Below are 26,131 nucleotides of genomic sequence, written 5' to 3' on the forward strand. Positions count from 1 at the left end.
GCCGGTTGAGGTCTGGTAGAGCGAGCAGAGCAGACCGAGCGAGAGCTCTCGCATTCCATTCAACGGTCCCGGACAGGGATGAAGGTGCACCCATGAAGCGACTTCTCGCGATCGCCGCGCTGGCCCTTGCTGCTTGTTATGCCGAGGTAGACCCGGAGCTCGACGTCGAGGACTCCACCCTCACGGAACAGGCCGGGACGCTGCCGCCCTGCACTGCGGCCAATGAGGGCGCCACGCACATCCTCACCACGAACCAAGGCAGCAAGACGGTCACCAGCACCTATGAGTGCCAGTACGGCACCTGGCAGTTGATCCGGCGCTGCTCCGGCGGCACCTGTATCGACTTTTGAGCTGCGGATTCTGCGATGCCACGCGGGGGAAGCGCCTCGGCCTTCACCGGGCAACGGACGCGTAAGAGTCTCCTCACGGGCTGAGGCGCTTGCTGCCAGGGCGCGGGCGCTCGAAGGGGTGCATCCCGAGAGCGCGCTCGCTCGCAGGCTCCGCTCGCAGGATCCGTGAGCGGATCGGCACGCTTCGACGGGCGTGTGCGTGCGCTCGTCCGATGAAGGGAGCAAGCGAAGAGCGTGCCACTGGCTTGACATGGGCGACAACGTGGCGCTATAGCGGACCATCATCCGTCATGATAGACGGTCGTCCACCTGCCTCAGGAGGTTCAGCGTCATGGGACTGCAGCTTGGAAGCATCGCCCCCGATTTCGAGCAGGAATCTACGGAGGGACCTCTCCGGTTCCACGCGTGGGCTGGCGAATCCTGGGTGATCCTGTTCTCCCATCCCAAAGACTTCACCCCCGTCTGCACCACCGAGCTCGGCACGGTCGCGAAGCTGAAGGGCGAGTTCGACCGCCGCGGCGTGAAGGCGCTCGCGCTCAGCGTCGACGACGTCGCGTCGCACCTGCGCTGGACGGTCGACATCGAGGAGACGCAGGGCACCAAGCTGAACTTTCCGATCCTCGCCGACGGCGATCGGAAGGTCTCGAACCTGTACGACATGATTCATCCGCAGGCGAACGACACGCTCACGGTCCGCTCGGTCTTCGTCATCGACCCGAACAAGAAGATCCGCGCCACGATCACGTATCCGGCGAGCACGGGTCGCAATTTCGACGAAATCCTCCGCCTGATCGACTCCTTGCAGCTCACGGACAGCCACTCCGTCGCCACGCCGGCGAACTGGAAGGACGGCGACGACGTGGTCATCGTGCCCTCGCTCCAGGACCCCGAGGTCATCGCGAAGAAATTCCCCAAGGGGTACAACGCCGTGCGTCCCTATCTCCGTTTCACGCCCCAGCCCAATCGGTGAATTCGGGCGCCGACGTTGCGCGCTGACGGGAGGAGACGTGGCCGAGCCGTTGCTTTCCGCCGAGACGACCGATGCCATTCTCGAGAGGCTCGGTGCGCACGAGGCCTGCATCGCGGCCGCGCGCTTGTTCGATTCCCGTCATCGGTTTTCCTCGTCCACCCCGCCGAAGGACCGCGCGTCGCAGATCGCGAGCGCGGCCGCGCGCGCGTTATCCATTCGCTGGGTGCCGGGCGGCCGCACGCCGGCTTCGCACGCCGTCGAGGCGGTCATCGCGCTCGCCGGAGACGCAGAGGGGCTGCTCGTCGCGGTGGCCGCTGCGCTCGCGAGGCTCCACGGAGGCCGGCATGAACCCGACGGATTGCAGCGGGGTCACGAAGCGCTCTCCGTGTGGGCCCCCGTCGCGTCACGCTTCCACCTGAAGCCCTTGCAGCGCGAGCTCGAGGATCTCGCGTTCAAGATCGTCGATCGCCCGGGCTACGACGCGGTGGCGCGCTTCGTCGCGGCGCGGCGCGCGGACAGGGACCAGGCCGTCGAGGCTGCGAAGGCCGACCTCGAAGGGGCGCTCGCGGCGCTCGACGTCGAGGCCGAGGTCACCGGGAGAGCCAAGCACCTCTGGTCCCTTCACCAGAAGCTCGCCGCGCAGAGCGGGCGGCAGCCTCGCATTTACGATCTCTTCGGATTGCGGGTGATCGTCGCGGACGAGGCGCGATGCTACGAGGCGCTCGGCGCCATCCACGCGGCCTATACGGCGATCCCCGAGCGGTTCAAGGACTACATCGCGAACCCGAAGGCCAACGGGTACCGCTCGCTCCATACGGTCGTCTGCGTCCCGGCGATTCGAGAGGCGTGGATCGAGATCCAGATCCGCACACGCGCCATGCACGAGCTTGCCGAGCACGGGGGAGCCGCCCATTTCCGCTACAAGTACCCCGATCACGAGGAGAGCCGCGCGGCGGAGGCGCGGTTCGTCTACACCCGCACGCCCCGCGGAGAGGTCCGTCGCCTGCCCCGCGGGGCCACGCCCCTCGATTTTGCGTATGCGATCCACACCGAGATCGGGTGGGGCTCCACGGGCGCGAAGGTCAACGGCAGGCTCGTGCCCCTCACGACACGGCTGCACACGGGGGACGTCGTGGAGGTCATGCATTCCGCCCGGGCGCGTCCCACCGTCGGCCAGCTCGGGCGCGTGCAGACCCCGCGCGCTCGAAACCGCATTCGTGCAGCGCTCCCCGAGGGTTCGCGGCCTCCCCGCTCGCGCGTGTGAGGTCCCCCGATCGAAGGGGGTACACGCGCCGTCCCCGCGCGGGATTCCCTGAACACACCGCGCCGAGGTGCGGGAGCTCCCGCGCCTTGCGCGTCGCATGGCTGAAACGATACAAGGGATCTCGTGAAGCCCATCTCGCCGCTCCGTGGAGCCGTGCAGCTCGCCCTCGCGCTCGGTGGCCTCGCGGCGGCGTGCGGCGGGGGCCCACGACCTCCCGTCGCGAAAGCAACCGCCGCCGAGAAGAGCATTCCCTTTCGCCCCCGGCCCGGCATCGAGCCCGTGGATTGCCCGATGCAGAGCAACGATTGTGCGAGCACGGGCCCCGAGGCGTGCGAGGAGGCCTGCGGCGACGGGGCCATGGCGTCCTGCGTGGCGCTCGCGGAGTGGCACACGAAGCACCCGAACGAGGGGGGCAAGCCGGCGCGGGGCATGGAGCTCCTGCGCATGACGTGTGAGAAGGGGTTTGCCCGGGGTTGCCTCACGCTCGCCTGGCAAAAGGAGGCGACGGCCGACGATCGAGCGAGGATCGAGACCAGGCTCGCAGCAGCGTGCGGGCGAGACCCGATGTGCGGCTGCTGGATGTATGGATCGGGGCTTTCGTTCGATCCGCGCACGGAGGCGCGGGGCGTCGAGACGCTCGGCGAGGCGTGCGCGCGCGGGGCGCTGACGGCGTGCGACGAGCTCGCGATCCTCGTGGACATTTGCGAACGTGATCCGACGCGCGGTGGGTTCTGCGGGCGACTGCGGGAAGCCCACCGCCTCCGGCCGCCCGATCCGCCGCCTCCGCAATGGTCGCAGACGCCGCTTCCGGCAGCGCTCGCGGGCTGCTTCCGGGTGACGGCACCGGGAGGGCCACGCGAGCCGAAGGGTTTTGGGCTCGGCACGTTGTATTGCTTCACGGACGGCCGAGCCTTCATGAAGCCGGTCGGCGAGCCCTGGGACGCATGGCCGGCGCGGTGGTCGTCGACGTCCGAGAGGAGCGTATTCAGGAACGATGCGGCGCGCGAGCTGATGGAGCTCCGCCCGGAGACGCCCGAGGTCGTTCTCCAGCGCGGAGGGTTCTCGGCGTGGCTGCAGCGGCTCGCGGGGCCGGAGGCGGAGGCGGCGCTCGCGGAGACGGCGGCATTGCCCGCGCTGGAGGAGGCGTGCGCGCGTGCGAGCCGGTGCGTGAGCGCGTTGCCGTACGGCTATGACGCGGCGGCGCCCGAGACCCTGCGGGAGTGCCTGGCGACGGAGAAAGGGGCGCGCGAGATGATCGAGGGGGAGCGCGGGAAAGAGGCGGCGGAAAAGGCTTGTCGGTGAGGATGCGAGCGGCCACGGCGCCCGAGGCGACGGACGTGGCGGGGCCTATTGCGCGATGAAGATCTGCGGCGAGCCCGTGAGCGCGAGCGAAACGCTCCCCCCCGCCGGCGTGAGATCCGTGGCCGCGCCGGTCTTGCCATGGTCCCACGCATACGCCTTGAGCGGCCCGCTCGCGGCGAGTGAATACATCGCGCTCGCGTCCTCGGAGGTGCCGCTCGTCTTCGCCCACAGGACGAAGGCCGCTTTCCCATTCGCGAGCTTGAACGCCGCGCCGCCGACCGCTTCCGGCAGCGCGAGCGCCTCCGTGGCGCCTGCGTCGAACGAGGCGCCGGCGAGGAGCTGCCCGTGCGTTCGATACGCGACGCCCGTATCCGTCATCTTTGCCTCGGTCGGCGCGCCGAGCTTCAGGACATCGTAATACAGGCCCATGTAGTCGAAGGAGCTGGTGCTCGCGCCGAGATCTGCGCTGTCGGTCAGGAGATACCAATCGACGCCGCCGATCCCCACGGCCTGCGCGGTGGTCATCACCTTGAGGATGTAGTTTCTCGCGTATTCCACCCCGCCCGGACCTGCGCCGATGAGCTCGTGTGGCGCCCCGCTCTCGGTCACCACCCACGTCTTGCCGCTGACGCCCGCGGCGTCGAGGACCTTCGCCAAAGCGTTCTTGGAATCGACGAGGCCGCGCGCGCCGACGTCCGAGCTGCCCGGGCTGAAGACCGGATAATAATGAAAGCTGAGGACGTCGAAGTACGTCGCGCCCTTCTCGGGGTACGCGGCGCTCACGGCGCCGCCCTCGGGGTTGTCGGTGTAACGGAGCACGGCCGAGAGGAAATTCGGGTATCCGATCCCGCCGAGCGCGATCTTCGCGTCCGGATCGGCCTTGAGCGCCGCCTCGCGCGTCACGCGCAACATGCGGACGTAATCGAAGATCGAGCCATGAAAACGCGGGAGCTGCTCTTTCGTGGGCGGGTTCTTATCCCAGTCCACCGTCACCTGCCAGTCGGCGACCCAATCGGGCTCGTTCCACACCTCCCACACCTTCACCCAGTCCTTGTAGGTGCTCACCGTCTTGTGCACATACGCGCCCCAGTAGTTGTCGGGGTTGATCTTGCCGTCCGCGAGGAACACGGGCTCATACAGGTTTTTCGGCATGTACTCGGCGACCTGCCAGTTCGGCGTGCCTGCGGGCGCCGTCGAATGTTCGGCCGTGGGGGTCGTCAAGAAGGCGACGTGGTTCGACATGCCGAGCGCCGCGTATTGCTTGATGTCCTCGACCTCGATCTCGTACCCCCACGTCTCCAGATGCTGCTCGGGGAGCGAGATCCGCTGGCTGTCGGCGCCGGCCTCGCGCGCGAGCTTCGCGAGCTCCGGGTCGCTCCAGGTCGGGTGGCGGTGGCCGGCATTGACCCCATGCCGGAAGGGCCCGCCGAGCGCGCCACCACCGCCGGCGCCGGATCCGCCGCTCCCCGGGCCGCCGCCGCCGCTGCCCGCACTTCCGCCTCCGCCGCCGGCCTCCCCGGAAGCAGAGCCGCTGTCTCCGCCGCCCCCCGAGCACGCAGCGGCGAGAACAAGAAGTGACGTTGCAAAAATACGGTACATCGAACGCATGACACATGCCTCCGTCGTAAAAGGATGCGCCACTCTATCATCCGCCGAAAAGCCTCAGGAGAACTTTTCGCCGTTCAAGGTCGCGAAGAAAGCCTCGAACGTGGCCCGTCGCCGCCGCCCCGGCGGGGACCGGACGTCATCGACGTGGACATTTCGGTCAAGCAATCTCGTGGTCGCTTCGACCCGGGCCCGAGCGGGCGGCCTGCCGACGTAGGACACGCCAGTGCACCCACGAAACCATCACGACGAACGTGGTTCCAAGGAATACGAGCGGGTCGCCGGTCTGAATAAATTCGCGTGCGTTCCAGCCGATCACCGCAACCCCGAGCGCGATGAACCAGCGGGGATCCGCGAACCCGGAGACGGTGCAAGCGACGAGCAGAAGAGCCGCGACGGCGGTCGTGATCCGGTCGACGGTGCCGGGCACGAGGTGAAACGTCGTCGTCGCGAACCAAGCCGCGAAGCGCCAGGCCGTCGTCGCGAACGACACCAGCGCAAGCCCGACGAGAGCCGGCCGAACGGCGAGCACGCGATCGGTCTTCCTCGCGGCTATGGTAAACGCAGCAACAAGGAAGGGGATGGCGCCCGGAACCGCCATGCCGAGAGCCCACCGGAGGCCGATGGGTCCAGGGTAGCGGAGTGTTGCGAGGAGGCCGATGCCGCCGAGGGTGATGGCCACTGCCCAGGTGAGCACGCGCCGCCGCTGCAGCATTGCGACCGCGAGGAGCACGTACGCCGCGAGCTCGAGCGCAAGCGGCCCGGCGTAGAGCGCGAGCTCATCGGACGGCACACCGGCGGCGCTGTTTCCTGGAAGCCAGCGCAGGAACCACCCGAAACGAAGCAGGAGGGCGCCGACGCGAACGCTGGCGAGGAGGATCGCGCCCAGCACGATGCCCTGGGCGAGCACGACGCGGAAGGGTTGGTTTGCGGGCGTCGCCGCGTGGGCCCGAATCGCCGATACGACGAGGTCCAACGCGTCTCGCGGGTGGGGCCAGGACTGCTCGGCCGTGCAAGTCTCGAGCGTGGTACGGACGAGATCTTCCTCCCACCGCGCTCGAAAGGACGCCGGAAAGAGGGAAATGAGCGTGCGGATGCGACGTTCGAGGGGACTCATCGGTGCGCGAGCCTTTGCTTGGCGAGCCCCACGAGGGCCTCCCGCCGTTCGGTTTCTTCGACGAGGATGCGCCGCCCGCGCCGCGTCAGGCGGTAATAACGTCGCGGCCGCCCCTCCTCGATTTCCTCGCGATCGAGCTCGACGTGGCCGGCTTCTTCCAGTCGCTCGAGGGCTCCGTACAAAGTCCCGGGGCCGAGCCGGATCGTTCCGCGGCTCAACTCGCTGGCCTCCAGAAGGATGCCATAGCCGTGGCGAGGCCGATCCGAGAGCGCGAGGAGTATCAGGTACGTGGGGTCCTGCATCGGCTCTCCACATACCGCCGCAGGATGTATCGGTCAACGATATATGTATCCAGGAACGTCTCGTGGCGCTCCTCCGGACGCGGCGTCGCGCGCGTCTACGTGGACGGAGGAGGCTCGCCCTCCTCGAGCTCGCCCTCCTCTAGCTTGGCCGCAAGTCGCGCCAGGGCTTGCTCCAGGTTCGTGCGCTGCGAGCGACTCTCGATTCCATACTCGTAGAACCCGTCGTCTCCGCCCACTTGCTCCGGGAAGCGCGCGCGGAGCCATGCACGCAATCGTGCGCTCAGCGAGGGGTGCATGAGGTCGAGCCGCACGCACATGCCCGGTGAGACCCAGCTCCCTCGGTACACGCCGTCGTAGGGTGGTGCATTCGGGATGACCGGGTGCGGAGGCGCCTGGTCGTAACGGTGCGGGGTCCAGCCAACCTCCTCATCACGCGGACGCGCGGGAACCGCATCGAGCGCGTCCGCGAACGGCAGCAGCGCGGGCAAGAGCTTGGAGGGGGGAATGGACACCGGGTGCGACTACCACGCCCCTACGCGGGCCCACATGGCGCCGGATGCGAACCCAATTCTCAAAAATGCTCAGCCAAAAACGGGGAGAGGATCAGGGTCGTCGCAGCCCAACCGACGAGGCGGCCGGGCTTTGCGAGAGCGCGTCGAGCATGCCGAGCGTCAAGCTCACGCCTCCGACGCTTCGATTTCGACCTGCGCCTCCGGGCTCGTCGGGAGCTTGATCTCGGGTCCGACCTTTTCGGGCTCGGCGGAAGGCGGCGCGAGGACCACGAGGCTTGCCGGCCTGCATTCGATGGCGACGGGGGTCGTGCCCGCCGCCTCGCCGTCGATGAGCACGTGCTGCGCTGGGTCGGCGAGGATGCGCAGGCGGCGACACGAGAAATAGCCGACCTCGTCGCGCGTCGCGGGCTCGCCGCGCGCGGCCGTGAGAAAGAGGTGAATGCCCGTGGCCACGGCCGCATTGAGCGTGGTGGCCGCGACGACCGTCACGTCGAGCAGTCCGTCGTCGCCGACGAGCGCTGAAGGGCCCTGCGCGAGCACCGTGCGGAGCGGCGCCATGTTCGCCACGGTGACGGCCACGGCGCGGCACCGGACGATTTGCTCGTCGGTCTCGAGCTCGACCTCGAACGGCGCGAGCGTGCTGAGCTTGCGCAGCGCCGTCGCGACATAAGCGAGCACGCCCCAGCGATGTTTGTCCTCCCTCGCCGTGTCGGCCACCGTGTCGGCGTGGAGGCCGACCGAGGCGTGGAGCACCATGCAGCGATTGCCGACGAGGGCCGTATCGATGACCCGGCGATGGCCTGCAAGCAGCGTGTCGCACGCGGCGATCGGGTCCCCCGGAATGCCGAGGGCCGCGGCCAGCGAATTCGACGTGCCACACGGCAGGATCCCGAGCGGCACCTCGCTCTGCGCGAGCACAGCCGCCACGGACGAGACCGTCCCGTCGCCCCCCGCCGCGATCAACATCTCCGCGCCTGCGTCGAGCGCCTCCCGCGCGCACGCAGACGGGTCCTGGTCGGGGCCCGTGCGCAGGACGTTCAGTTCGAAGCGGGGCGCGAGGATCGCGTGCACGCGGTCGAAGACGTCATCGGCGGCGCTGCCGGCGGCGGCGTTGTAGATGAGGCAGGCTTTCATGCCATCGGCTTACCATCTCTCCTCCCTTCTCTGAAAGCGGAGCACAAATGGAGCTGGTTTCCCGCTCCCGCTCGCGCTCCCGCTCGCGCTCCCGCTCCCGCTCCCGCTCCCGCTCCCGCTCCCGCTTCCGCTTCCGCTCCCGACTCCGACTCCGCTACCTGCCTCGTCCGCGAGCCCCCCGCCGTGATCGGACCTCGCCGCCTGCCTCGTCCGCGAGCCCCCCGCCGTGATCGGACTTCGCCGGGGCCTCGTCGACCAGGCACCCGACGAGGTCCGACCTCCTCCGGGGCCTCGTCGACCAGGCACCCGACGAGGTCCGACCTCCTCTGGGGTCTCGTCGACGAGGGATCCGGGTGAACTTACGTTGTGGTTGCGTGTAGGCACCACGAGGCGTCCTTCGGGTCGCCCGAAGAGGCGGGTAGACGACCGTGTCCTCCGGTCGATGCCGCTCGTATCGGTCGGCGCCGCGCAATTCGGAAATCGCGGACCCACGCGCGCCGCGTCCTGGTTACCGAGCTCGGCTGCGAGGAACACGTGGTGCTTGCCGCTCGGCCGGGCGGCGGCTCCCTGCTCGTCGAGGGGGAGACGCTGACGACGATCGACCGCGAAGGGCGGAGCCGTGGACGCGTGTCCCTGCCGCCCGACCTCTTGGCTCGGGGTTGACGCCGAGCACGATCGCCAGCATCGGAAATGAAAATTGCGCGGCCATCGCTTGCCTCCTCCTCCTCGCATCGCCAGAACGCATGGGGAGTACGAATGGATCATGGTAGCAGCGGGCGTTGACAGCGGTATCCCGGCAGTTGGTATTCTCCCTTGGGGCTCGCATTTTTGCCAGTTCTATGATTCACAGCGGGATCTCGCCGACGCGCTCGTTCCGTATTTCCTCGCGGGGATCCGCGGGAACGCGCAATGTGTCTGGGTCACGGCCGATCCGCTCCGCGCCCACCAGGCGCGCGACCTGTTCAGGGCAGCCGTGCCCAACATCGACGCGCTCGAGCGCAGCGGTCAGCTCGAGATCATCGATTATCAGGACTGGTACCTGAAGACCGGGGGGCTCAAAACCGAGACCCTCCATCAGATGTGGATCGAGCGGCAGGCCATCGCGCTCCAGAATGGCTATTCAGGGCTGCGGGCGAGCGGAAACACGTCCTTTCTCGAGGTATGCGACTGGAAGAGCTTCGCCGACTACGAGGCGAGGCTGACCGGGGCGTTTCGGGGGCACCGGATCGTCGGCCTCTGCGCCTACTCCCTCGGCCGATGCAACTCCGACAGCGTCATCGACGTCGTGCGGAGCCATCAGTTCGCGCTCACCCGACGCGCCGACCAATGGGAGCTCATCGAGAGCTCGTCGCTCAAGATCGCCAAGGAGGAGCTTCGCCAGCTCAACGAGGAGCTCGAGGAGCGCGTCCGCCAGCGAACGGCGCAGCTCGAGGAGGCGCTGCGCATGCGAGAAGATTTCATCTCGGTCGCCTCCCACGAGCTGAAGACGCCGCTCACCTCGCTGCAGCTCTACATCGAGAGCTTGCTGCGGGCCGGCGCGAAAGGGACATGCTCGGCAGGGCAGCTCGCCGAGCGGCTGACGAAGGCCAAGGCGGAGTGCGGCAGGCTGGAGAAACTCGTGAATTATCTCCTCGACTTCTCTCGCGCCTTGTCCGGTCAGCTCGCGCTCACGCCCGAGGAGGTAGACCTCTCCGATGTCGCACGAATGACCGCCGAGCGTTTCTCCGAGAACCTGGACAAGGCAGGCTGCAAGCTCTCGCTGCGCGCCGACGCGCCGATCACGGGCCGCTGGGACCGGCTGCGGGTCGAGCAGGTGCTGGTGAACATCCTCTCGAATGCAATCAAGTATGCGCCTGGAGCGCCGATCGAAGTCACCGTGACCGAGAAAGACGGGCACGCCGTCGTGTCGGTGCGCGACCATGGCCCCGGGATCCCGCCGCAGGATCAGGGCCGGATCTTCGATCGATTCGTCCAGCTCTCCCCGCCGGAGCACCACCGCGGCGGGTTCGGCCTCGGGCTCTGGATCGTGCGCAAGATCGTGGACGCGTTCCGTGGCTCGCTCGACCTCGAGAGCGAGCCTGGGGCAGGGTCGACCTTCCGCGTGACGCTGCCGCGCGTTCCGGTGGAATCGGAATGACCCGAAGGGCAGCCCGCCGTCGAGGAGGATTGCGTGATCGACGCTCAACAGAATGCCATGTCGGAGGCCGACGGGCGTCGTCTCGGCACGATCCTCGTCGTCGATGACGATCCGGGGGTGATCGAGGCCCTGAAGACGCTCCTCGTGGACGAGGGGTATCACGTGGTGACGGCTTGTAATGGGCGCGCGGCGCTCTCGTATCTCGCGGAGAACGAGGCGCCCTGCGTGATTTTGCTCGACATGATGATGCCCATCATGGATGGCTACGGGTTCCTCGCGGAGCAACGCCAGCATCCGGCGCTTTCGAGGATTCCCGTCGTCGTCCTGACGGCCGGAGCGAACAGCAATCGCGTCCGCGCGCTCTGCCCGACCCGGTTCTTGAGCAAGCCGGTCGACGTCGACGCGCTGCTCGCATTCCTCGAGGAGTGTTGTTGACTCGGCTCGTGGGACGGGCCGCCTCCGCTGCGCCTGTCGCCCGTTCAAGGCAGCGCTCCCGGCCGTGTCGACGCATCTTGCGTTGCGCCGGTCAATCGTGGCGCTGACCTGCCCGTTGATGCGTTCGAACGACGCGACGAGAATGCCGGCAGACGGGTCTCGGTCGGGGCCCGTCCTGAGGACGTTCGGTTCGAAACGGGGCGCTGAGGATCGCGTGCACGCGGTCGAAGACGTCATCGGCGGCGCTGCCGGCGGCGGCGTTGTAGATGAGGCAGGCTTTCATGACGTCGGCTCAGCATCGCTCCTCCCTTCTTTGAAAGTGGTGCGCAGGAAGGAGGCCTGCGCCGGATGCCACGGTGGATCGGCTCTTTTGTAGTTGCCCCCCTGTCCGGGCGTGTTCCAAGCTCTCGGCATGCACTTCCGCTGCTATCGGATGCGCGTCATCTGTGAGGAATGCGGCTCCAACTGCCCCGTCGACCAGCCTGCGCTTGCCGTGCGCTGTGCGGCTTGCGGGAGTGATCAGCCCCTGCCCGTCGAGTATCTCCGTGAACACATCTTCGGGCTCACGCTGAAGCAGGTGCTGCCGCTGGCTCCCGGCGAGGAGAGGCCGCTTCTCGCGTTCGGCGCCGTCAGCCAGTTCTTCGGCAACCTGAGCCTCCGCCCGCCCACCTGCAACGTGTGCGCGACGCCTACCGATCTTTCGCAGCTACCTTTGGGCACCACCGGGCAGGCGCCCTGCAGGGGATGCGGGGCCATGATGGCCACCTATCCAGCGCCGGCGTGGCTTCGCTCTCTTGGGCGGCACGCGGCGCAGGTCTTCGTCCCCCTGGTCGTCGAATCGCCCCGGGTTCTGCGACCGATCGCGCTGGGCTGCCCCGAGTGCGGCGCCAAGCTCAAGGTCGACCACGGCGATCGACGCATCGTGACGTGCGGCTTTTGCGACACCGATATCTTCCTGCCCGAGGAGGTATGGCGAACGTTTCATCCGGTGAGGAAACGCGCGTCCTGGTTCGTCTGGTTCGAGAAGTGACGAGCGTCCAGCGCTTGCAGCCACCGGGATGCGGCCGGCGAACCAATCTCAGGAGGCACGACAAAGCACGGAGCCTCGCCGGTCCCGTTGTGCCGGAACCGGCGAGGAGTGTACCCTCACGCGCGAGGTCGGCATTCCAGGAAGAGGGAAGCCGCGATCCCAAGGGAATGGGGCGAGGGCCCTTGGAATGGGGGCCGCGATCCTGGCAGAAAAGGCGGGCCGACCTGAAGGGAGGGTGGCCCGCGCTTCGTTTCACGAAGCGCGGCGATAGACGAGGCGGCCGAGGGTGGCGATGACGTGGGCCATTCGATCGAGCGCCCGCGCATCGACGGCGCCGATGTACCTCATGGCCTGGGCGACCTGGACGCACGCCAGCACCTCACGTGCCGATCCCAATGCGGTTTGATAGCGTTGTCTCTTGTGCCCCGCGGTGTTCCCCGCGCCTTCGGCAATATTAACCTTTCACCAAACGGCGACACCGCCCCTGGTGCTGGAGGGAACGGTGAAGCTGCCTACGCGACCAACGCCTGCAGGCGCGGCGGAGGCGTGGGCGGCAGCCGAAAACGCGAAGGGGCGGCGCGTGTGCGCTTGCGGGTGCGCCAAGCCGATCCGGGTGCTCCCGCGGCATCATCGGCCTGGCGTAGGGATACCGCGGTATCTGCGGGGGCACTACGACCGGCGTCGTCGCTGAAAGGGTTGACCCAGCGTCAACGGTCCACCCCGACCCCTTCAGTACAGGGGTGGGTGAGGGACTGTTCTACCTGGCCCTGATATCGGGAACCGGTGGCGCTCGCCTCGCTCGCGGGGCTGCGGGCGAGTGGTGACCCACCGCCGCTCACGCGGAGCTTGGGCGGGGCCCCTCCGCGCCGCGCGTCGGCCTGCCTCCTCGCTCCCCGTGCGCCCGCCGGTGCCGGCGCGCGTACCCGTGCGGGATCACTCATCGCGAGGCACGTGTTGACGATGAGCCGACCGATCAACGCCGCCACACGCTCGTCGCGCTCCGTCACCGTCATCGGGAAGAGAGAAATCTCCATGAGATCGTGCTCGGGCAGCGAGGGCGGCAAGAGCTGGGCGGTCGTCACCCCGAACCGCCAAAGGCACGCGGGGGAAGCGGCGCCACAACAGGTCGGCCATTTCGAGCAGGTACTTCTTCGTCGGAAGCGCGAGCATCTGGGGGACGCGCGCGCAGCGGGAAGTGTCGTGCGACGGCGAACCGCCAGGGATCGCTTTCGCAGGGCCCCGATGCGCGAACAGCAACGCAGTCTTTCGCTGAAGCTGCGCGGTCACTACGGGTATTACGGCATTGCCGGCAACTCGGAGGCAATCGGGCGCTTCTACCCGGCAAGGCGCCGGACTTCCGCGCCGCCGATCAGGCGAATACGCGTTGCCAGAAGGTGCGCTTTCGCCCCCGGGCGAGCCCGATGCCCACGCCAATCGCGACGAGCGGTAGCGCGACCGCCAGCCATTTCGGCGCGCTCGCGATCCGGTTTTCGATCACGTCGACGCGATCGGCCATGAGCAGCATCATCCACCGCCGCGCCTTGTGTTGCGGGACGGTGTACGCGAGGCGGCGGATCGCGCCGCTCAGGCCCTTGGGGGGCTGCGCGGTGCCGAAGGCCGGCGTGAGCGCATCGATCTCCATTCGCTTGAGCACCGGCACCGTCGGCACTTGCCTCTCGGGCGTGGTCCAATGCGCGCCCCCGACCGGGCGGGGCGCCGTCTCCATCGGCACGCCGGGCCGATCCTCGGGGCGATCGACGCCGCGATCCGGGACGCCGAGCGCCGTCGTGGAGCTGAATGGGGTCTGCGTGGTCTGCATCGTTGCCATGGCTCGTGTCTCCCTCGGGTGGCGTTACGCCGCGCGCGGCGGGACGATGACGCACTTGATGCACTCGTCCTGCTTCTTGGTGAAAATCTCGTAACCATAGGGGATCTCTTCAATCGACAGGCGATGCGAGATGATACCCTTCGCGTCGATACGCCCGGCGCGGATGTGTTCGAGCAGGTGCGGCATGTACCGCTTGACGTTGCATTGGTTCATCCGGAGCGTGAGCCCCTTGTTCATCGCAGTGCCGATCGGGATCATGTTCCACGGCGGGCCATACACGCCGATGAGGGAAATTTTCCCCCCCTTGCGGGCAGTGTTGATACACCACTCGATCGCCGTCGGCGCGCCGCCCTCGAGCTTGAGGATCTTCCCCAGCACGGTGTGCATGTGCGAGCCGGAGGCGTCGCAGCCGACCGCGTCGATACATACGTCCGCGCCGCGCCCGTCGGTCATTTTCTTGATGTGCAGGACGATATCGTCCACCTGCCGGTAGTTGATGGTCTCGACCTGCGCGTAGCGGCGCGCGAACGCCAGGCGGTAGTCGACGTGATCGACCATGATCACGCGCCCCGCGCCCATGAGCCAAGCGCATCGCGCGGTCAGGATGCCGACCGGGCCGGCGCCATAGACGACCACCGTGTCGCCGTCGACGATCTCGCCCATCTCCGCGCCCTGGTAGGCGGTCGGGAGGATGTCGCTCAGGAAGAGGACGTCCTCGTCGTCCATGTCGTCGGGGATCTTCATCGGCCCGACGTCCGCGAACGGGACGCGCACGTATTCGGCTTGGCCGCCGTCGTAGCCGCCGGTCGTGTGCGAGTAGCCGTAGACGCCGCAAGCCAGGTCTGCGTTCGGGTTCGTGTTCTCGCAGTTGGCGGTGAGGCCGCGCTTGCAGAAGTAGCAGGTGCCGCAGGAGATGTTGAACGGGACGACCACGCGGTCGCCGCGCTTCAGCGTCTGGACCGAGGGCCCGAGCTCTTCGACCACGCCGGTGAACTCGTGACCGAAGGTGTGCCCCACGCGGGTATCGGGGATGAGCCCTTCATACAGGTGGATGTCGGATCCGCAGATCGCGGCCCGCGTGACGCGAAGGATCACGTCGTTCGGGTGCTCGATCCGCGGCTCGGGCTTGTTTTCGACCCGGACCCTCTTGGGGCCATGGTACGTCATGGCTTGCATCGATATCGCCTCCGGGGCGCCGGTTTAGCAAGGCGCGGGCCGCGCCCACCCCGCCCAGCGCAAAGCGGGCGAGCCCAGGCGCGGCGGCCGTTCGAGGCGATGGCGACGATCGCGACTGAACCCGTTCGATATCAGCAGAATGCGCAGCGCTTGCCGGGCCCATCACCCGTGGCCGTCATTCGGCCCGCCTTGCCGCCCCGGGACATCGGTATGCCTACCAGCCTGGATCGGGAGCCTCTTGGGCGGCCTGCCTTGGGCCCGATCACCACGACTCGTCAAGCCCCTTAGCAGCTTATCTGAAGGCGCCCGACGATGCCTCGCCATAACGAGGGGCGTAACGTGGAAGGGGGAAGACGATGCTCATACGAGGCGCGAGCCGCCGCTTGCTCGGGGCTCTGTTACCGCTGTTTTTCTTGTCCGCATGCCAGGCGGGGAGGGTCGTCGAGAGCGCCGGATCCCCTGGCCCCAGCAGCGACATGCCGCGCGCGACGCGTGACCCGATCCGCCGTACCCGGGAGCCCCGCGAAAAACGACGCGCACACAGTGAATGGGCTGTTTTGCGCCTGCTTTACGATCGAAGCGCCCGGGCAGCGCACCCTCCGTGTCCTGTTCGCGCGCCTTCACTCTGCCGGGAAGGCGTTTCTCGATGCACACGGCGCTGCGTTCGTCACGGGGACCAGCAGCGGCATCGACGCAGGAGTCGTCCTGGCTGCCCTGGAGGCGGGCGACCGCGTCGTCGCCACGGCGCGCAACCTGGAGGAGCTGCGGTCCGCGATTGGCCGGCCGGCGAACGACAGGCTCGCCTTCTTGCCGCTCGACGTCACGAGCGAAGCGCAGGCGCAGCGGTCCATCGCCGCCGCGGTCGATTGGTTTGGCCGCATCGACGTGCAGGGGACCGCACATTCCACCGCTGTGGGGTGTCGTCGCCGCGGGACGGTCTCCATGTTGCGATTGAACGCGGTCAGCACCTGGTCACGTTGCGATTGAACGAGGTCAGCACATGGTCACTCTTGCTCCTCCCCCGCCTGCCTCAGGCATCCGCGCGCACGGCCTGCCACCCGGCACGCGTGCACCCGATCTCGGCCAGCCAGCCACCCCCGACGGGCGTCGCATCACGCTCGCGGACGTCAACGGCTCGCCGGTCGTCCTCATCTTCTACCCGGGGGACTTCACCCCCGTTTGCACCAACGAGCTGGGGCTCTTCAACGAGCTGATGCCCGTGTTGGGCCAGTTCGGCGCGAAGGTGTTCGGCATCTCGTGCGACTCCCTCTGGAGCCACATCGCCTTCGCCAAGGAGCTCCACATCCAGATTCCGCTCCTCTCCGACTTCCATCCGAAGGGAGAGGTCTCGCGCAGCTACAACGTCTACCGGGAGGACGTCGGCATCTGCGAGCGGTCGCTCTACGTCATCGACGGCAAGGGCGTGATCTACTGGAGCTACGTCTCGCCCATCGAGCTCAACCCCGGCGCGGACGGCGTCATCGACGCGCTCGAGCGGCTGACCGGCAAGCAGATGGAGTTCCTCACCTTCCAGCCACAACAGCAGCCACCTCAGCCGGAGGCACGGACATGAGCAGACTTCGTAGAGACGTGGACGCCAATGACTGGGCGAAGGGGCCGGCCGATGCCCCCGTCACCCTCCTGGAGTACGGCGACTTCGAGTGTCCCTTCTGTGGGCGCGCCGCCTGGGAGCTGAAGCGGCTCGAGAGCGCTGTCGGAGACCGGGTCCGCTTCGTCTTCCGCCACTTCCCCCTCACCCAGCTTCACCCGCACGCGCTGCTGGCCGCGGAGGCCGCCGAGGCCGCCGGCGCGCAGGGAAAGTTCTGGGAGATGCACGACATGCTCTTCCAGAACCAGCAGAACCTGGAGGCTCCCGCGCTGCTGACGTACGCGGCCGACCTGGGGCTCGACATGGGCCGCTTCACGCGCAACCTCCAGGAGCACCGCTCCCTGCCGCAGGTCCAGCGCGACTTCATCGAGGGCGTGCGCAGTGGCGTGAACGGCACCCCGACCTTCTTCATCAACGGGGAGCGCCACAACGGCGCCTACACGGCCGAGGCGCTGCTCGCCGCCATCGAGCAGCGGGCGGGGCCCGACATCGAGCCGATGACGGGGCTTCCCTGGGAAGGCGACCGCGTGCCGCGCATGGGCCGGCCCCAGTCGCGCATGTAGGGGTCGCAGGGGCCCCGTGACGGCATCGCGACGAGAGTCCTCGGGGGCGAGCGCGAGCGTCAAGCGCGCGGACCAGCGGTACATGCAACCTCCACGCTTATCTCTCCCGCCGGCCGGCGCCGGAGGAGGAGGCCGACGCGGCGCTCGTCGAGGGAGCCGTGCGCCTCGTCCATGGTGGCGAGCTGGAGGACGACACTTCCGCGCCGCCGCTTCGTCGGGATCTTCGTGAAGAGACGCCCCTTTCGGGGGTGGTTGCTGTCACTCACGCGTTTCGCCGTGAAGGACCACGTGAAGCAGCGCTTGGGCTGGTCGACCAGCGTGCGCGTGACATATGGCCTGGAGCGGGGTCGCGGCGCCAGCGTCCCGCGCGAGGCGCTCGAGGGGGCCGTGCGCGGCCTTCCGGGCGTGCTGACGGCGGAGCTCGACGAACGGACGCTGGTGCTCGGCGTGGAATACCTGCCGGGCACGGCTCGGCCCACGCAAATCCACGCCGCAATCGAACGAGCGGGGTACGAAATCACGACCAAGCCGGATCTGCGGCGGAGCAAGCGTGATCTGGTCACGGGGGCGGAGCGGCTTGACGCCATCACCGAAGCGGGCGCGCGGCCGCCGCTCACCGACGCCGTGACGCTCCACCGGCTGATGACCGAGGTGTCGGCATTCATGGACACCTTTCCAGACCCGATGCGGAGAGCAGTCCGGATGTGGAAGACGAGCCATTCGACGCGATCGCGATGCAGCTCGGGCTGGAGAACGGGGAGAGGGCACGCGCGCTGGTGCGGGCAGGGCTCGCGCGGCTGCGGGAACGATTCAGGGGACAGGGCGTCCCATAGACGGTGCCAGCGGCGGCTTCACCGCCGAGCATCGGGCGCCTGTCGGCGCCGCCCCGCCTGTTACTACAGCGCGCGAGGTCAGGTGACGGACGCGCTCCTGAAGAGCTGCGGCGTGGCTCCGGAGGGATGCCGGTGCGTTTGGCGAAAGGTCAACGATGCAGGCCATTCGTCACGTCGACGCAGACGAAAACACGAGCCGTCTCATGGCGTTAGCGTTCTTTAGGCGAAAGCTTCCCACCGCTTCCGCCACATTCAGCGCGACGCTATGCATGGCCCTGCGTAATTGCCGACCGAGATCAGAGTCCCGTCGTTCAATCTGCTCGGCAATCCCTGCCGCGTCCCCGGCCATGGTCAAGACCACTTCGTAAATCCTCAGCATAACGAATCCTCCGCCCGACGACCCGATCGCCGGGACCCCGGTCCCGCACCGTCGCGCGCAGACCTCTTGAAGGCTGCGCAGCACCGCGCGGAGCCGCGCGGAGCAGCACGCAGTGCTGCGAGCACGGCGAGCACGGCTTGGCCTTGAAGAGGCCGAGCACGACGGTAAGCTCGCCGTCCCCGAGCGGAACCTCCTGACCCCCGTTTCCGCTCCCGCCTCCGCTCCCGCCTCCGCTCCCCGCTTCACCTGGCCCCCCCTTCGGCGCTAAGGTCCCGCCCGAAGGAACCCGCATGACCACCAAGCTCGACAAGTCGCACGCCGAAGCCTTCTCCGAGCGCATCTGGGAGCAGGAAATCCTCCCCGCCCTCACGGAGTACATCCGCATCCCCAACAAGTCCCCCTCGTTCGACCGTGCCTGGCGCGAGAACGGCCACATGGAGCGCGCCGTCTCCCTCATCGAGCAGTGGTGCCGCGCGCAACCCGTCCCCGGCCTGAAGGTCGAGGTCGTGCGCCTCGAAGGCCGCACGCCCGTCATCTTCATGGAGATCCCTGGCAAGGGCGACGACACCGTCCTCCTCTATGGCCACCTCGACAAGCAGCCCGAGATGACCGGCTGGGCCGAGGGCAAAGGCCCCTGGGAGCCCGTGCGCGAGGGCGACAAGCTCTACGGCCGCGGTGGTGCGGACGATGGGTACTCGGCCTTCGCCTCCGTCGCGGCCCTCCGCTTGCTCGCCGAGCAGGGCCTCCCGCATGCGCGTTGCGTCGTGCTGATCGAGGCGTGCGAGGAGAGCGGCAGCTTCGACCTGCCCGCGTACATCGACGCGCTCGCGCCCCGCATCGGCAAGCCGAGCCTCGTCGTTTGCCTCGACTCCGGCTGCGGCAACTATGATCAGCTCTGGACCACCACCTCCCTGCGGGGCCTCGTGCAAGGCACGCTCGAAGTCCGCATCCTGCGCGAGGGCGTGCACTCGGGATCGGCGAGCGGCGTCGCAGCGTCGAGCTTCCGCATCCTCCGCCAGCTGCTCTCGCGCATCGAGGACGAGCGCACCGGGCGGATCCTCCTCGACGAGCTCTTCGCAGTCGTCCCCGAGCAGCGCATCGCCCAGGCCGCGTCCGCAGCCGCAGTGCTCGGCGACGCCGTCTACAGGGAGATGCCGTGGGCCGCGGGCGCGCGGCCGATGGCCGACGACAACAAGGAGCTCCTGCTGAACCGGACGTGGCGCCCCGCGCTCAGCGTCACGGGCGTGGACGGGATCCCGCCGATCGCGAGCGCAGGCAACGTCCTCCGGCCCTTCACGAAGGTAAAACTCTCGATGCGGATCCCGCCCCGCGTGAACCCGCGGCGCGCGGCCGACGCGCTCAAGCGCGCCCTCGAAGCGGATCCGCCGTACGGGGCCGACGTGACGTTCTCGCTCTCCGAGCCCTCGGAAGGCTGGGACGCACCTCCGCTCGCGCCATGGCTGGACGAGGCGATGCAGCGCGCAAGCGAGGCGTTTTTCGGCCAGCCCGCGATGGCGTTTGGCGAGGGCGGGACCATCCCGTTCATGGCCATGCTCGGCGAGAAGTTCCCCGAGGCCCAGTACCTCATCACGGGCGTCCTCGGTCCGCAGTCAAACGCGCACGGCCCGAACGAGTTCTTGCACATCCGTTGTGGCAAGAAGCTCACGGCGTGCGTCGCCAGCGTCATCGCGGATCATTTCACCCGCGGCGCGTGAAGAGATCGGGGCACGGCACGGGCAGGTCGTAGTATCCTCGTGTCATGCCCCCGTCCTCCGGCTCGAACGAGTTTTCCTCCGGCATCCACCACGTCGACTGGCCCGTCGTCGCGGACGAGGAGCGGCTCCCGCGGGATGCGATGGAGGCGCTCGACAAGCTGACGCAACTGAACGGTTCGAGCCCCTCGGCAAGCGCGCACGCCTGCGGCGCCGTCTCGCTCGTGGGCGCCATGCTCGCAACCGCAGGGTACAGAGGGCTCGTCACGCTCGCCGAGCAGATCGCCGACGAGCTCGACGACGAGAAGCGCACCGAGCTCACGCGGCTCGCCAAGGTCATCGCAGGCGGCGGCTCAGACGCGACCTACGGCGCGCTCGCAGATTACGCGATCCTCCTCTACCGGCGCTACCGCGGCATGGACGGCGGAATGGAGTACCGCAAGCTGCTCCACCTGATGCAACGCGCAGGCTTCTCACCGCCGCGCCTGCAAAACGACGACGACCTCGCGCGGACGCTCGACCGCAAAGGCGAATGCTGGCCCGCCAAGATCTCGATATTCGGCGACGAGGGCGACCACTGGATCCTCGTTGGCCGCGACACACGCGGGCTCTTCGTCTTCGATCCCTATCCACGCGAAGACGGCAGCCAGATCATCCGCCCCGGCGAAGCCGACTGGAAGCGCTACGTCGAGGCCATCGGAAAAGACGAAGCCGGGCGGAACACGATTGGCTTTTTGCCCGCCGTCTCCTCCAGCGATGGCGCTTGAGTTCAAGCTGCTGAAGCTCTGACGGAGCCTCGGGGGGCGTCGCGCTGGGGCTTTGCCCCAGGCCCCACCGGGGCTGTCCGCCCCTGGACCCGGACCAGCGCAAGCGCTGGACGCGGGGTCGATGAACTGCGCGGTGCGCAGTTCATCGAACAGCCGCTGGCAAGACCGGCGACGAGCCTGCCAACCAACACGGCAGCGCTGCAGGTTCCACCGGCAGCGTGTGCGTCGCACGCTCGAGACGCACCTCCATGGTCTTGCCACCGGCCCGTTGGAAGAACTGCGCACCGCGCAGTTCTTCCACCTTCGGTCCAGGCCGTGCCTGGTCCGGGTCGAGGGGCGGATAGCCCCCGCGGGGTCCGGGGCAGCGCCCCGGCGCGACGCCCCCCGGCTCAGCCCGCAGGGACGACAGGTGCCGGGGGCGGCGGTGAGGCAAGGCGAAACAGCAGCACTCCCGCCGCGACGAGCACCACGTCGCGCAGAACGGTCCACATGGTCACGGGGCCTGAGCCCTCGCCGAAGCAGCCGCATGTAATGTTCACGCCGCGCGCGACCACGGACGCCACGGCCAGCGTGAACACGCCGAGCACGAGCGTGGAGGCGAGCGCGCTGGCGCGGACCCAGGGCCGTGGGCCTGCGAGGAGGGCGAGGCCGAGGACGATCTCCACGGCCGGCAGCGTCGCCGCGAGCAGCGGGGCGAGATCCGGGAGGAGCTGGTAGTTGTGGATCTCCAGCGCGAACGAGGTTGGGTCGCTGAATTTGAGCGCGCCGGCCGCGACGAACATCCCGCCGAGGCCGAGACGCAAGAGCCAAAGAAGCGCGGTTTTTTTCACGGGCTCGGCTCCTGTTTGTGGGTGATTGCGCAGCCGGGGCATGGGCCCGAGGCGCACGCCAGGCCCTCCTGCTCCCACGCGGAAAAGCCGCCGCGTAGCACGCGCACGTCCATCTTGAGCCCGCGACGACGTAGCGTCTCGGCCACCTCGGAGGCCTCCTCGGTCGAGTCGCCGTAGACCACGATGGTCTGTGCGTGCCCGAGCTCCTTCATCGCTAGCTCGGCGCCGCTCGCGGTCATGTCGCAAGGCAGGTGGATCGCATCGGCCACGTGCCCTGCCTCGAAGTGCTCGGCTGTGCGGGTGTCGGCGAAGAGCGTGCCCGGCTGGCCGCACAGGCTTGATGCCTCGCGTGGGGTCATCTCGATCACGGGTGCCTCCTCGGCTGCGGCCACGGTGCATGCCGTGGGCGGCTCGAAGCCGGTGAGGACGACACCCTCGGGCCGCGCGGCGTTGATCCCGAGGCCGAGCGTTGCGCCTCCGAGGAGCAGCGCCAACGACCGCAAGATGAGGGGTCGATCGAGCCCGGACGACATCTTCTCGCGAAGCTAGCGCGGATGCGGCGAGGAGGCGAGGTATGCCGCGGCGAAGATGCGCTCCTTTCCATTTCGCGCTTCCCATCGCCTCGACTCCCGGGTGATCATGCCCGCGCCCGATCGACCCCGAGGCCCCGGATGAGCGACCCCATCGCAGCACGCAAAGGCGATCATCACCTCTGTATGCAGCATGTCGGCAAGGACATCTTGCCTGCTTGCGCGCCGACCATCCTCGTCGGTGGCGAGCCTGCTGCCCGCGTGACGGACCTGCTCGAGTGCACGGGCTCGCCGCCCGACGTCATCGGCATCGGCGAGCCCACTGTGCTCCTCGAAGGCAAGATGGCCGCGCGCTTCGGCGACGGCACGCTCCATGGCGGGCTCATCGACGAGGGGTGCCCCACCGTGATCATCGGCAAGATGACCGCGGCGGACAAACGCATGCGCCTCATGGAGCGCTTGCGCCTCATCGACGCGGCTCGCCAGCGCGCGGCCTCCATGCCGAACGGCCCCGAGAAGGACCGCCTCTCGAACGCGGCCGAGCGCCTCGCGCGGAACAACCGCTCGGTCGAGGATGCGCGCCTCGTGAACGACGTCTACCGGACGAACGGCGCGCCCGAGGGCTGGACGCGCCTCGGCCCGAACGACCTCCCGCCGGAGCTGCGCAACGCCGTCTTCCACGACGACAGCACCGGGTTTTACTCCGACCTCTACCGCTCCGACATCGACGGCAGCTACCGGCTGGTCATGCGCGGCACGGAGTTCGAGACCTGGAAGCAGTGGAACGGCAACGACTGGCTCTGGGGCAACCTCTCGCAGGGCGCGGGCCTCGAAGGGGCGCAGTACACGCAGGCCGTCGAGCTCTCGCGGCAGGTCGCCTCGGTCTACGGCAACAACGCGAGCATCGCCGGCCACTCCCTCGGCGGCGGCCTCGCCTCGGCTGGCTCCCTCGCCTCGGGCCTGCCCGCGAACACCTTCAACGCCTCGGGCATCCACGAGAACACGTACGATCGCTACGGCCTCGATCCCTCGCAGGCGAACGACCTCATCGACGCGTATCGCGTCGACGGCGAGATCCTGACCTGGGCGCAGGAGCAGTCGCCCATCGCCGGGATGATGCCGGACGCGATCGGCCAGAAGTACGATCTGAACGCGGTGAACCAGAATCCGGACGGCAGCTTCACGGCGCGCGGGTGGCCGCCCGAGCCGACGTTCCAGCAGCCGGATCACTGGACGGGGTGGCTCAATCCGTTCGGCATGGGCAAGCGCACCGGCGAGTGGGCGCGGGCGGAGGCGGAGCAGGAGCTCGCCATCTTCGGCGAGAGGACCGAGCGGCACAGCACGCACGAGGCGGGCATCGAGCAGCAGAAGAGCCAGGACATCGCGACCATTCAGGGGATGATGTGAAAAACGTCGAGCGATTCGCCGCGGGTCTCGAAGGGAACCTGGGCCCGAGGCCGCCTGTCCCGTCCGCGGGCGTGGTGTTTCCGACGGAGCGGCTGCGCGAGGCCGCTGCGGCCGCCGAGCGCGGCGACGTGGCGACGCTGCGCGCGCTCGTCGATCGCGGCGCGGATCTCGACGAGGTCGCGCCTTCGGGCGTGAACCTGCTCATGTACGAGCTCGTCGCGAAGAACGAGCTCGCCGTGCGCGCCTTGCTCGCGGCCGGCGCGAATCCGAACGTGCTCACGCCGATCGGCACCTCGCCGATGCTCGTGGCCGCGACGAGCCCCGATCCGCGCTTCCTCGGCCTCCTGCTCGACCATGGCGGGAATCCGAACCTCGAAAACGACAAGGGCGTTCCCCTCGCCCACCAGGCCCTCAACTTCGGGCAATGGCAACACCTGGGGCCCCTGTTCGATCGTGGCGTCCCCGTGGACGTGAAAAACAAGATGGAGCAGACGCCCGCGCTGCGCCTCGCGTACCTCAATCGCTACGACGAGGTGTACAAACTGCTCGATCGCGGCGCGGATCCGGACGCGAAAGACCAGGTCGGGATGTCCGTGCGCAAGCTCGCGGAGAAGCCGATCCCGGCGGCCGATTCGTCGCTCGAAGCGTGGCGGCGCAAGGTCGCGGAGCGGCTCGGGATTCCGGTCGATCAGGGCGGCGCGCCGCCGAGGTAGAGTTCCACCAGCGCGCGGGCTTCGCTGTCGAGATGGGCCGCGAGCGCGCGGGTTTCGGCCGGCGAGAGGGCGCGCAGGGCGTCGGCGTGGCGCGCGCGTAGTTCGAAGTCGAGGTCCTCGCGGACGAGCGCGAACACCTCGCCGAGCCGCGCCGTGTCCCCGGGCCGCGTCGGCCCGACCTTGGAGACGGCGGCGTTCAGGCGATTCTCGTTCACCAGGGACGAGGCCTCGTGCACGAGCCAATCGAGCGCCGAGGCCGCAGGCGCGCGCGGGCCGGACCATTTTTCCGCCTCGTGAAAACGCTCGTCCTCCGCGAACTCGGCAATCTTGCGTTTCACGACGGGCCGCACCACGCCCGCGCGCCTGGGCACGACGAGCGCGCGCGCGGGCTTCAGGACCACGCCCTCGGCCTTGTTCGAGGGCCCGAGCGAAGGCAGGCCGAGCCGCGCGGGGATCGTGGTTTCGAAGCCCAGCGGATAGGCAAACGCGTCCTCGTACCGGCCGCGGAAGAGCGGCCGCGCGAAGGGAATGCCGGCCTCCTCGCACGCCTCGCGGGCCTCGTCTTGATCGAGGTACACGCGCTCCGAACTCCCTTCCTGCACGAACCCCACGTCGAACGCGCAGAACTCGATCCCCGGGGCATACCAGCACCCCGTTTGCACGGGCTGCACCCCGAAGGCGGGCGGGACGTCGGGGTGCGGATATCCACCGCCGAAGAGCTCTCCATACACGAAGACGATCGTGGCCTTCGGCGCGCGGGCTTTCACCCGGGCGAGCACGTCCCGCACGCCGCCCGCGAATCGGCGCAGGACGCCGCGATGGCCAAAAAAGTCCTCGTCGTCCGCCAGGAGCCCCTTTCGTTTGGCGCACCGCACCTCCTCGCCCTCCGTGACGAAGCAGAAGTTCGCGCCGTGGATCTTCTCGGTGACGATCCACTCGGCCCGGCTCGACGCGCGGTGGGCCGCCTCGTCATCGCCCAGGGCAGCCGCAAGACTCTCGGCGATCTTTTCGTACGGGGAAAACGGGGGGATGGGCGGGGGCGTCATGGGCGACTCATGGGGCGGGCTTTCCCGAGCAAAGCCATTCACAGCCGCAGACCTGGAGCTTGTGCCCCTTCTCGGAGCACGCGTCCTGGAAGGCGGCGCGGGCGGGCTCGGGCGTGCAATCGTCCTTCGCGGGGGCGCAGGCCTTGCCGTGGCCCTCGGCATCGTAGGCTTGTTTCTCGCCGCTGCCCGGATTGCCGCCGCAGAGCATCTCGCAGCCGCATTGGATCATGCGGAAGCCGCCGAGCGAGCAACGATCGGCGAGGTCACGATCACGCGAGACGGCGGGGCAATCGGCCGGCGGAGGCTCGCACGGCTTGGCCTGCCCGCGGGCGTCGTACCCCTTGGCAGGCGCGGCCGCGGCGAGAGGCGCGCCGGGCGGACTCGGCGGGGGCGTCTGGCCGGCGCAGGCGAAGAGGGACGTGGTGAGGACGAGGAGGAGCGGGCGCGGCGGAAGGGTCATGACGGGCGGGAGAGGAGACCACTCGTGGGACGAGGCGTCAATGGTGCGGAGGCGGAAGACGGATCCCGGCGTGCGCGCGAGGCTCATGTGACGGGCGTGTACGCGGACGCCGACCTTGAC

27 protein-coding genes are annotated in these 26,131 nt (G+C 68.4%); 14 read left to right on the forward strand and 13 right to left on the reverse strand.

The window, feature by feature from the left end:
- The first annotated feature begins 92 nt into the window (after positions 1 to 92).
- The 4 genes from POL67_RS29055 to POL67_RS29070 all read left to right on the forward strand — a co-directional run bounded on the left by POL67_RS29055 (position 93) and on the right by POL67_RS29070 (position 3,886).
- The gene (locus tag POL67_RS29055; protein WP_271922893.1) at positions 93 to 350 is read left to right on the forward strand and encodes a hypothetical protein; all 258 of its coding nucleotides are present in this window, start codon (positions 93 to 95) and stop codon (positions 348 to 350) included.
- A gap of 331 nt (positions 351 to 681) precedes the next feature.
- Complete coding sequence (locus POL67_RS29060) at positions 682 to 1,320, forward strand: peroxiredoxin (protein WP_271922895.1); 639 nt, start codon at positions 682 to 684, stop codon at positions 1,318 to 1,320.
- A 37-nt stretch (positions 1,321 to 1,357) separates the two neighbouring features.
- Positions 1,358 to 2,584 (forward strand): RelA/SpoT-related domain-containing protein, encoded by a 1,227-nt coding sequence (locus POL67_RS29065; RefSeq protein WP_271922897.1) that lies wholly within the window; start codon positions 1,358 to 1,360, stop codon positions 2,582 to 2,584.
- Between the two features lie 123 nt (positions 2,585 to 2,707).
- Positions 2,708 to 3,886 carry a hypothetical protein gene (locus POL67_RS29070; RefSeq protein ID WP_271922899.1) on the forward strand — a complete coding sequence of 393 codons (1,179 nt, stop codon included), beginning with the start codon at positions 2,708 to 2,710 and terminating at the stop codon, positions 3,884 to 3,886.
- Positions 3,887 to 3,931: 45 nt separating this feature from the next.
- Here POL67_RS29070 and POL67_RS29075 read toward each other — a convergent pair whose 3' ends face one another.
- The 5 genes from POL67_RS29075 to POL67_RS29095 all read right to left on the reverse strand — a co-directional run bounded on the left by POL67_RS29075 (position 3,932) and on the right by POL67_RS29095 (position 8,556).
- A complete protein-coding gene (locus tag POL67_RS29075) occupies positions 3,932 to 5,494 on the reverse strand; it encodes a glycoside hydrolase family 30 protein (protein ID WP_271922901.1) in 1,563 nt (520 codons plus the stop codon).
- A 157-nt stretch (positions 5,495 to 5,651) separates the two neighbouring features.
- Complete coding sequence (locus POL67_RS29080; protein ID WP_271922904.1) at positions 5,652 to 6,608, reverse strand: hypothetical protein; 957 nt, start codon at positions 6,606 to 6,608, stop codon at positions 5,652 to 5,654.
- Positions 6,605 to 6,910 carry a PadR family transcriptional regulator gene (locus POL67_RS29085; protein ID WP_271922906.1) on the reverse strand — a complete coding sequence of 102 codons (306 nt, stop codon included), beginning with the start codon at positions 6,908 to 6,910 and terminating at the stop codon, positions 6,605 to 6,607. Before POL67_RS29085 ends, POL67_RS29080 begins: the two co-directional genes overlap by 4 nt.
- Before the next feature lie 95 nt (positions 6,911 to 7,005).
- Entirely contained in the window at positions 7,006 to 7,422 is a 417-nt protein-coding gene (locus tag POL67_RS29090; RefSeq protein ID WP_271922908.1) for a hypothetical protein, read from the reverse strand.
- Positions 7,423 to 7,587: 165 nt separating this feature from the next.
- Positions 7,588 to 8,556 (reverse strand): YegS/Rv2252/BmrU family lipid kinase, encoded by a 969-nt coding sequence (locus POL67_RS29095; protein ID WP_271922910.1) that lies wholly within the window; start codon positions 8,554 to 8,556, stop codon positions 7,588 to 7,590.
- Positions 8,557 to 9,319: 763 nt separating this feature from the next.
- Here POL67_RS29095 and POL67_RS29100 point away from each other — a divergent pair.
- From POL67_RS29100 to POL67_RS29110, 3 genes are all read left to right on the forward strand, one after another.
- A complete protein-coding gene (locus POL67_RS29100; RefSeq protein WP_271922912.1) occupies positions 9,320 to 10,693 on the forward strand; it encodes an MEDS domain-containing protein in 1,374 nt (457 codons plus the stop codon).
- Positions 10,694 to 10,726: 33 nt separating this feature from the next.
- Complete coding sequence (locus POL67_RS29105; protein ID WP_271922914.1) at positions 10,727 to 11,128, forward strand: response regulator; 402 nt, start codon at positions 10,727 to 10,729, stop codon at positions 11,126 to 11,128.
- A 412-nt stretch (positions 11,129 to 11,540) separates the two neighbouring features.
- A complete protein-coding gene (locus tag POL67_RS29110) occupies positions 11,541 to 12,158 on the forward strand; it encodes a hypothetical protein (RefSeq protein WP_271922916.1) in 618 nt (205 codons plus the stop codon).
- A 252-nt stretch (positions 12,159 to 12,410) separates the two neighbouring features.
- On the opposite strand, the gene POL67_RS29115 is transcribed toward POL67_RS29110, so the two are convergent.
- From POL67_RS29115 to POL67_RS29130, 4 genes are all read right to left on the reverse strand, one after another.
- Complete coding sequence (locus tag POL67_RS29115) at positions 12,411 to 12,611, reverse strand: four helix bundle protein (RefSeq protein ID WP_271930905.1); 201 nt, start codon at positions 12,609 to 12,611, stop codon at positions 12,411 to 12,413.
- Between the two features lie 254 nt (positions 12,612 to 12,865).
- Positions 12,866 to 13,240, reverse strand: a complete 375-nt coding sequence (locus POL67_RS29120) for a hypothetical protein (protein WP_271922919.1) — start codon at positions 13,238 to 13,240, stop codon at positions 12,866 to 12,868.
- Between the two features lie 287 nt (positions 13,241 to 13,527).
- On the reverse strand, positions 13,528 to 13,986 hold the full coding sequence (locus POL67_RS29125; RefSeq protein ID WP_271922920.1) for a hypothetical protein: 459 nt from the start codon (positions 13,984 to 13,986) through the stop codon (positions 13,528 to 13,530).
- A 24-nt stretch (positions 13,987 to 14,010) separates the two neighbouring features.
- On the reverse strand, positions 14,011 to 15,153 hold the full coding sequence (locus tag POL67_RS29130) for a zinc-dependent alcohol dehydrogenase (RefSeq protein ID WP_276076051.1): 1,143 nt from the start codon (positions 15,151 to 15,153) through the stop codon (positions 14,011 to 14,013).
- Positions 15,154 to 15,705: 552 nt separating this feature from the next.
- Between POL67_RS29130 and POL67_RS29135 the strand changes: the two genes are divergently transcribed.
- From POL67_RS29135 to POL67_RS29155, 5 genes are all read left to right on the forward strand, one after another.
- Positions 15,706 to 16,149: an SDR family NAD(P)-dependent oxidoreductase gene (locus tag POL67_RS29135; RefSeq protein ID WP_271922924.1), complete on the forward strand. Its 444-nt coding sequence runs from the start codon at positions 15,706 to 15,708 to the stop codon at positions 16,147 to 16,149.
- Between the two features lie 13 nt (positions 16,150 to 16,162).
- Complete coding sequence (locus POL67_RS29140) at positions 16,163 to 16,735, forward strand: redoxin domain-containing protein (RefSeq protein ID WP_271922926.1); 573 nt, start codon at positions 16,163 to 16,165, stop codon at positions 16,733 to 16,735.
- A gap of 17 nt (positions 16,736 to 16,752) precedes the next feature.
- The gene (locus tag POL67_RS29145) at positions 16,753 to 17,334 is read left to right on the forward strand and encodes a DsbA family protein (RefSeq protein ID WP_271922928.1); all 582 of its coding nucleotides are present in this window, start codon (positions 16,753 to 16,755) and stop codon (positions 17,332 to 17,334) included.
- 1,502 nt (positions 17,335 to 18,836) lie between these two features.
- Positions 18,837 to 20,261 carry a M20 family metallopeptidase gene (locus POL67_RS29150; protein ID WP_271922931.1) on the forward strand — a complete coding sequence of 475 codons (1,425 nt, stop codon included), beginning with the start codon at positions 18,837 to 18,839 and terminating at the stop codon, positions 20,259 to 20,261.
- A gap of 44 nt (positions 20,262 to 20,305) precedes the next feature.
- Positions 20,306 to 21,025 carry a hypothetical protein gene (locus POL67_RS29155; RefSeq protein ID WP_271922933.1) on the forward strand — a complete coding sequence of 240 codons (720 nt, stop codon included), beginning with the start codon at positions 20,306 to 20,308 and terminating at the stop codon, positions 21,023 to 21,025.
- Between the two features lie 389 nt (positions 21,026 to 21,414).
- Here POL67_RS29155 and POL67_RS29160 read toward each other — a convergent pair whose 3' ends face one another.
- On the reverse strand, positions 21,415 to 21,855 hold the full coding sequence (locus tag POL67_RS29160; RefSeq protein WP_271922935.1) for a MauE/DoxX family redox-associated membrane protein: 441 nt from the start codon (positions 21,853 to 21,855) through the stop codon (positions 21,415 to 21,417).
- Entirely contained in the window at positions 21,852 to 22,388 is a 537-nt protein-coding gene (locus POL67_RS29165; protein ID WP_271922937.1) for a rhodanese-like domain-containing protein, read from the reverse strand. Before POL67_RS29165 ends, POL67_RS29160 begins: the two co-directional genes overlap by 4 nt.
- Positions 22,389 to 22,526: 138 nt before the next feature.
- Between POL67_RS29165 and POL67_RS29170 the strand changes: the two genes are divergently transcribed.
- Together POL67_RS29170 and POL67_RS29175 are read left to right on the forward strand one after the other, a co-directional pair.
- Positions 22,527 to 23,792 carry a PAAR domain-containing protein gene (locus POL67_RS29170; RefSeq protein ID WP_271922939.1) on the forward strand — a complete coding sequence of 422 codons (1,266 nt, stop codon included), beginning with the start codon at positions 22,527 to 22,529 and terminating at the stop codon, positions 23,790 to 23,792.
- Positions 23,789 to 24,505: an ankyrin repeat domain-containing protein gene (locus POL67_RS29175; RefSeq protein ID WP_271922941.1), complete on the forward strand. Its 717-nt coding sequence runs from the start codon at positions 23,789 to 23,791 to the stop codon at positions 24,503 to 24,505. The genes POL67_RS29170 and POL67_RS29175 overlap by 4 nt, the downstream gene beginning before the upstream one ends.
- On the opposite strand, the gene POL67_RS29180 is transcribed toward POL67_RS29175, so the two are convergent.
- Complete coding sequence (locus POL67_RS29180) at positions 24,481 to 25,551, reverse strand: RNA ligase family protein (protein WP_271922943.1); 1,071 nt, start codon at positions 25,549 to 25,551, stop codon at positions 24,481 to 24,483. The two genes, POL67_RS29175 and POL67_RS29180, sit on opposite strands and share 25 nt — an antisense overlap.
- A gap of 7 nt (positions 25,552 to 25,558) precedes the next feature.
- A complete protein-coding gene (locus tag POL67_RS29185; RefSeq protein ID WP_271922945.1) occupies positions 25,559 to 26,098 on the reverse strand; it encodes a hypothetical protein in 540 nt (179 codons plus the stop codon).
- Between the last annotated feature and the right edge of the window lie 33 nt (positions 26,099 to 26,131).

It is taken from the genome of Polyangium mundeleinium (assembly GCF_028369105.1).
Classification (GTDB): Bacteria; Myxococcota_A; Polyangia; order Polyangiales; family Polyangiaceae; genus Polyangium; species Polyangium mundeleinium.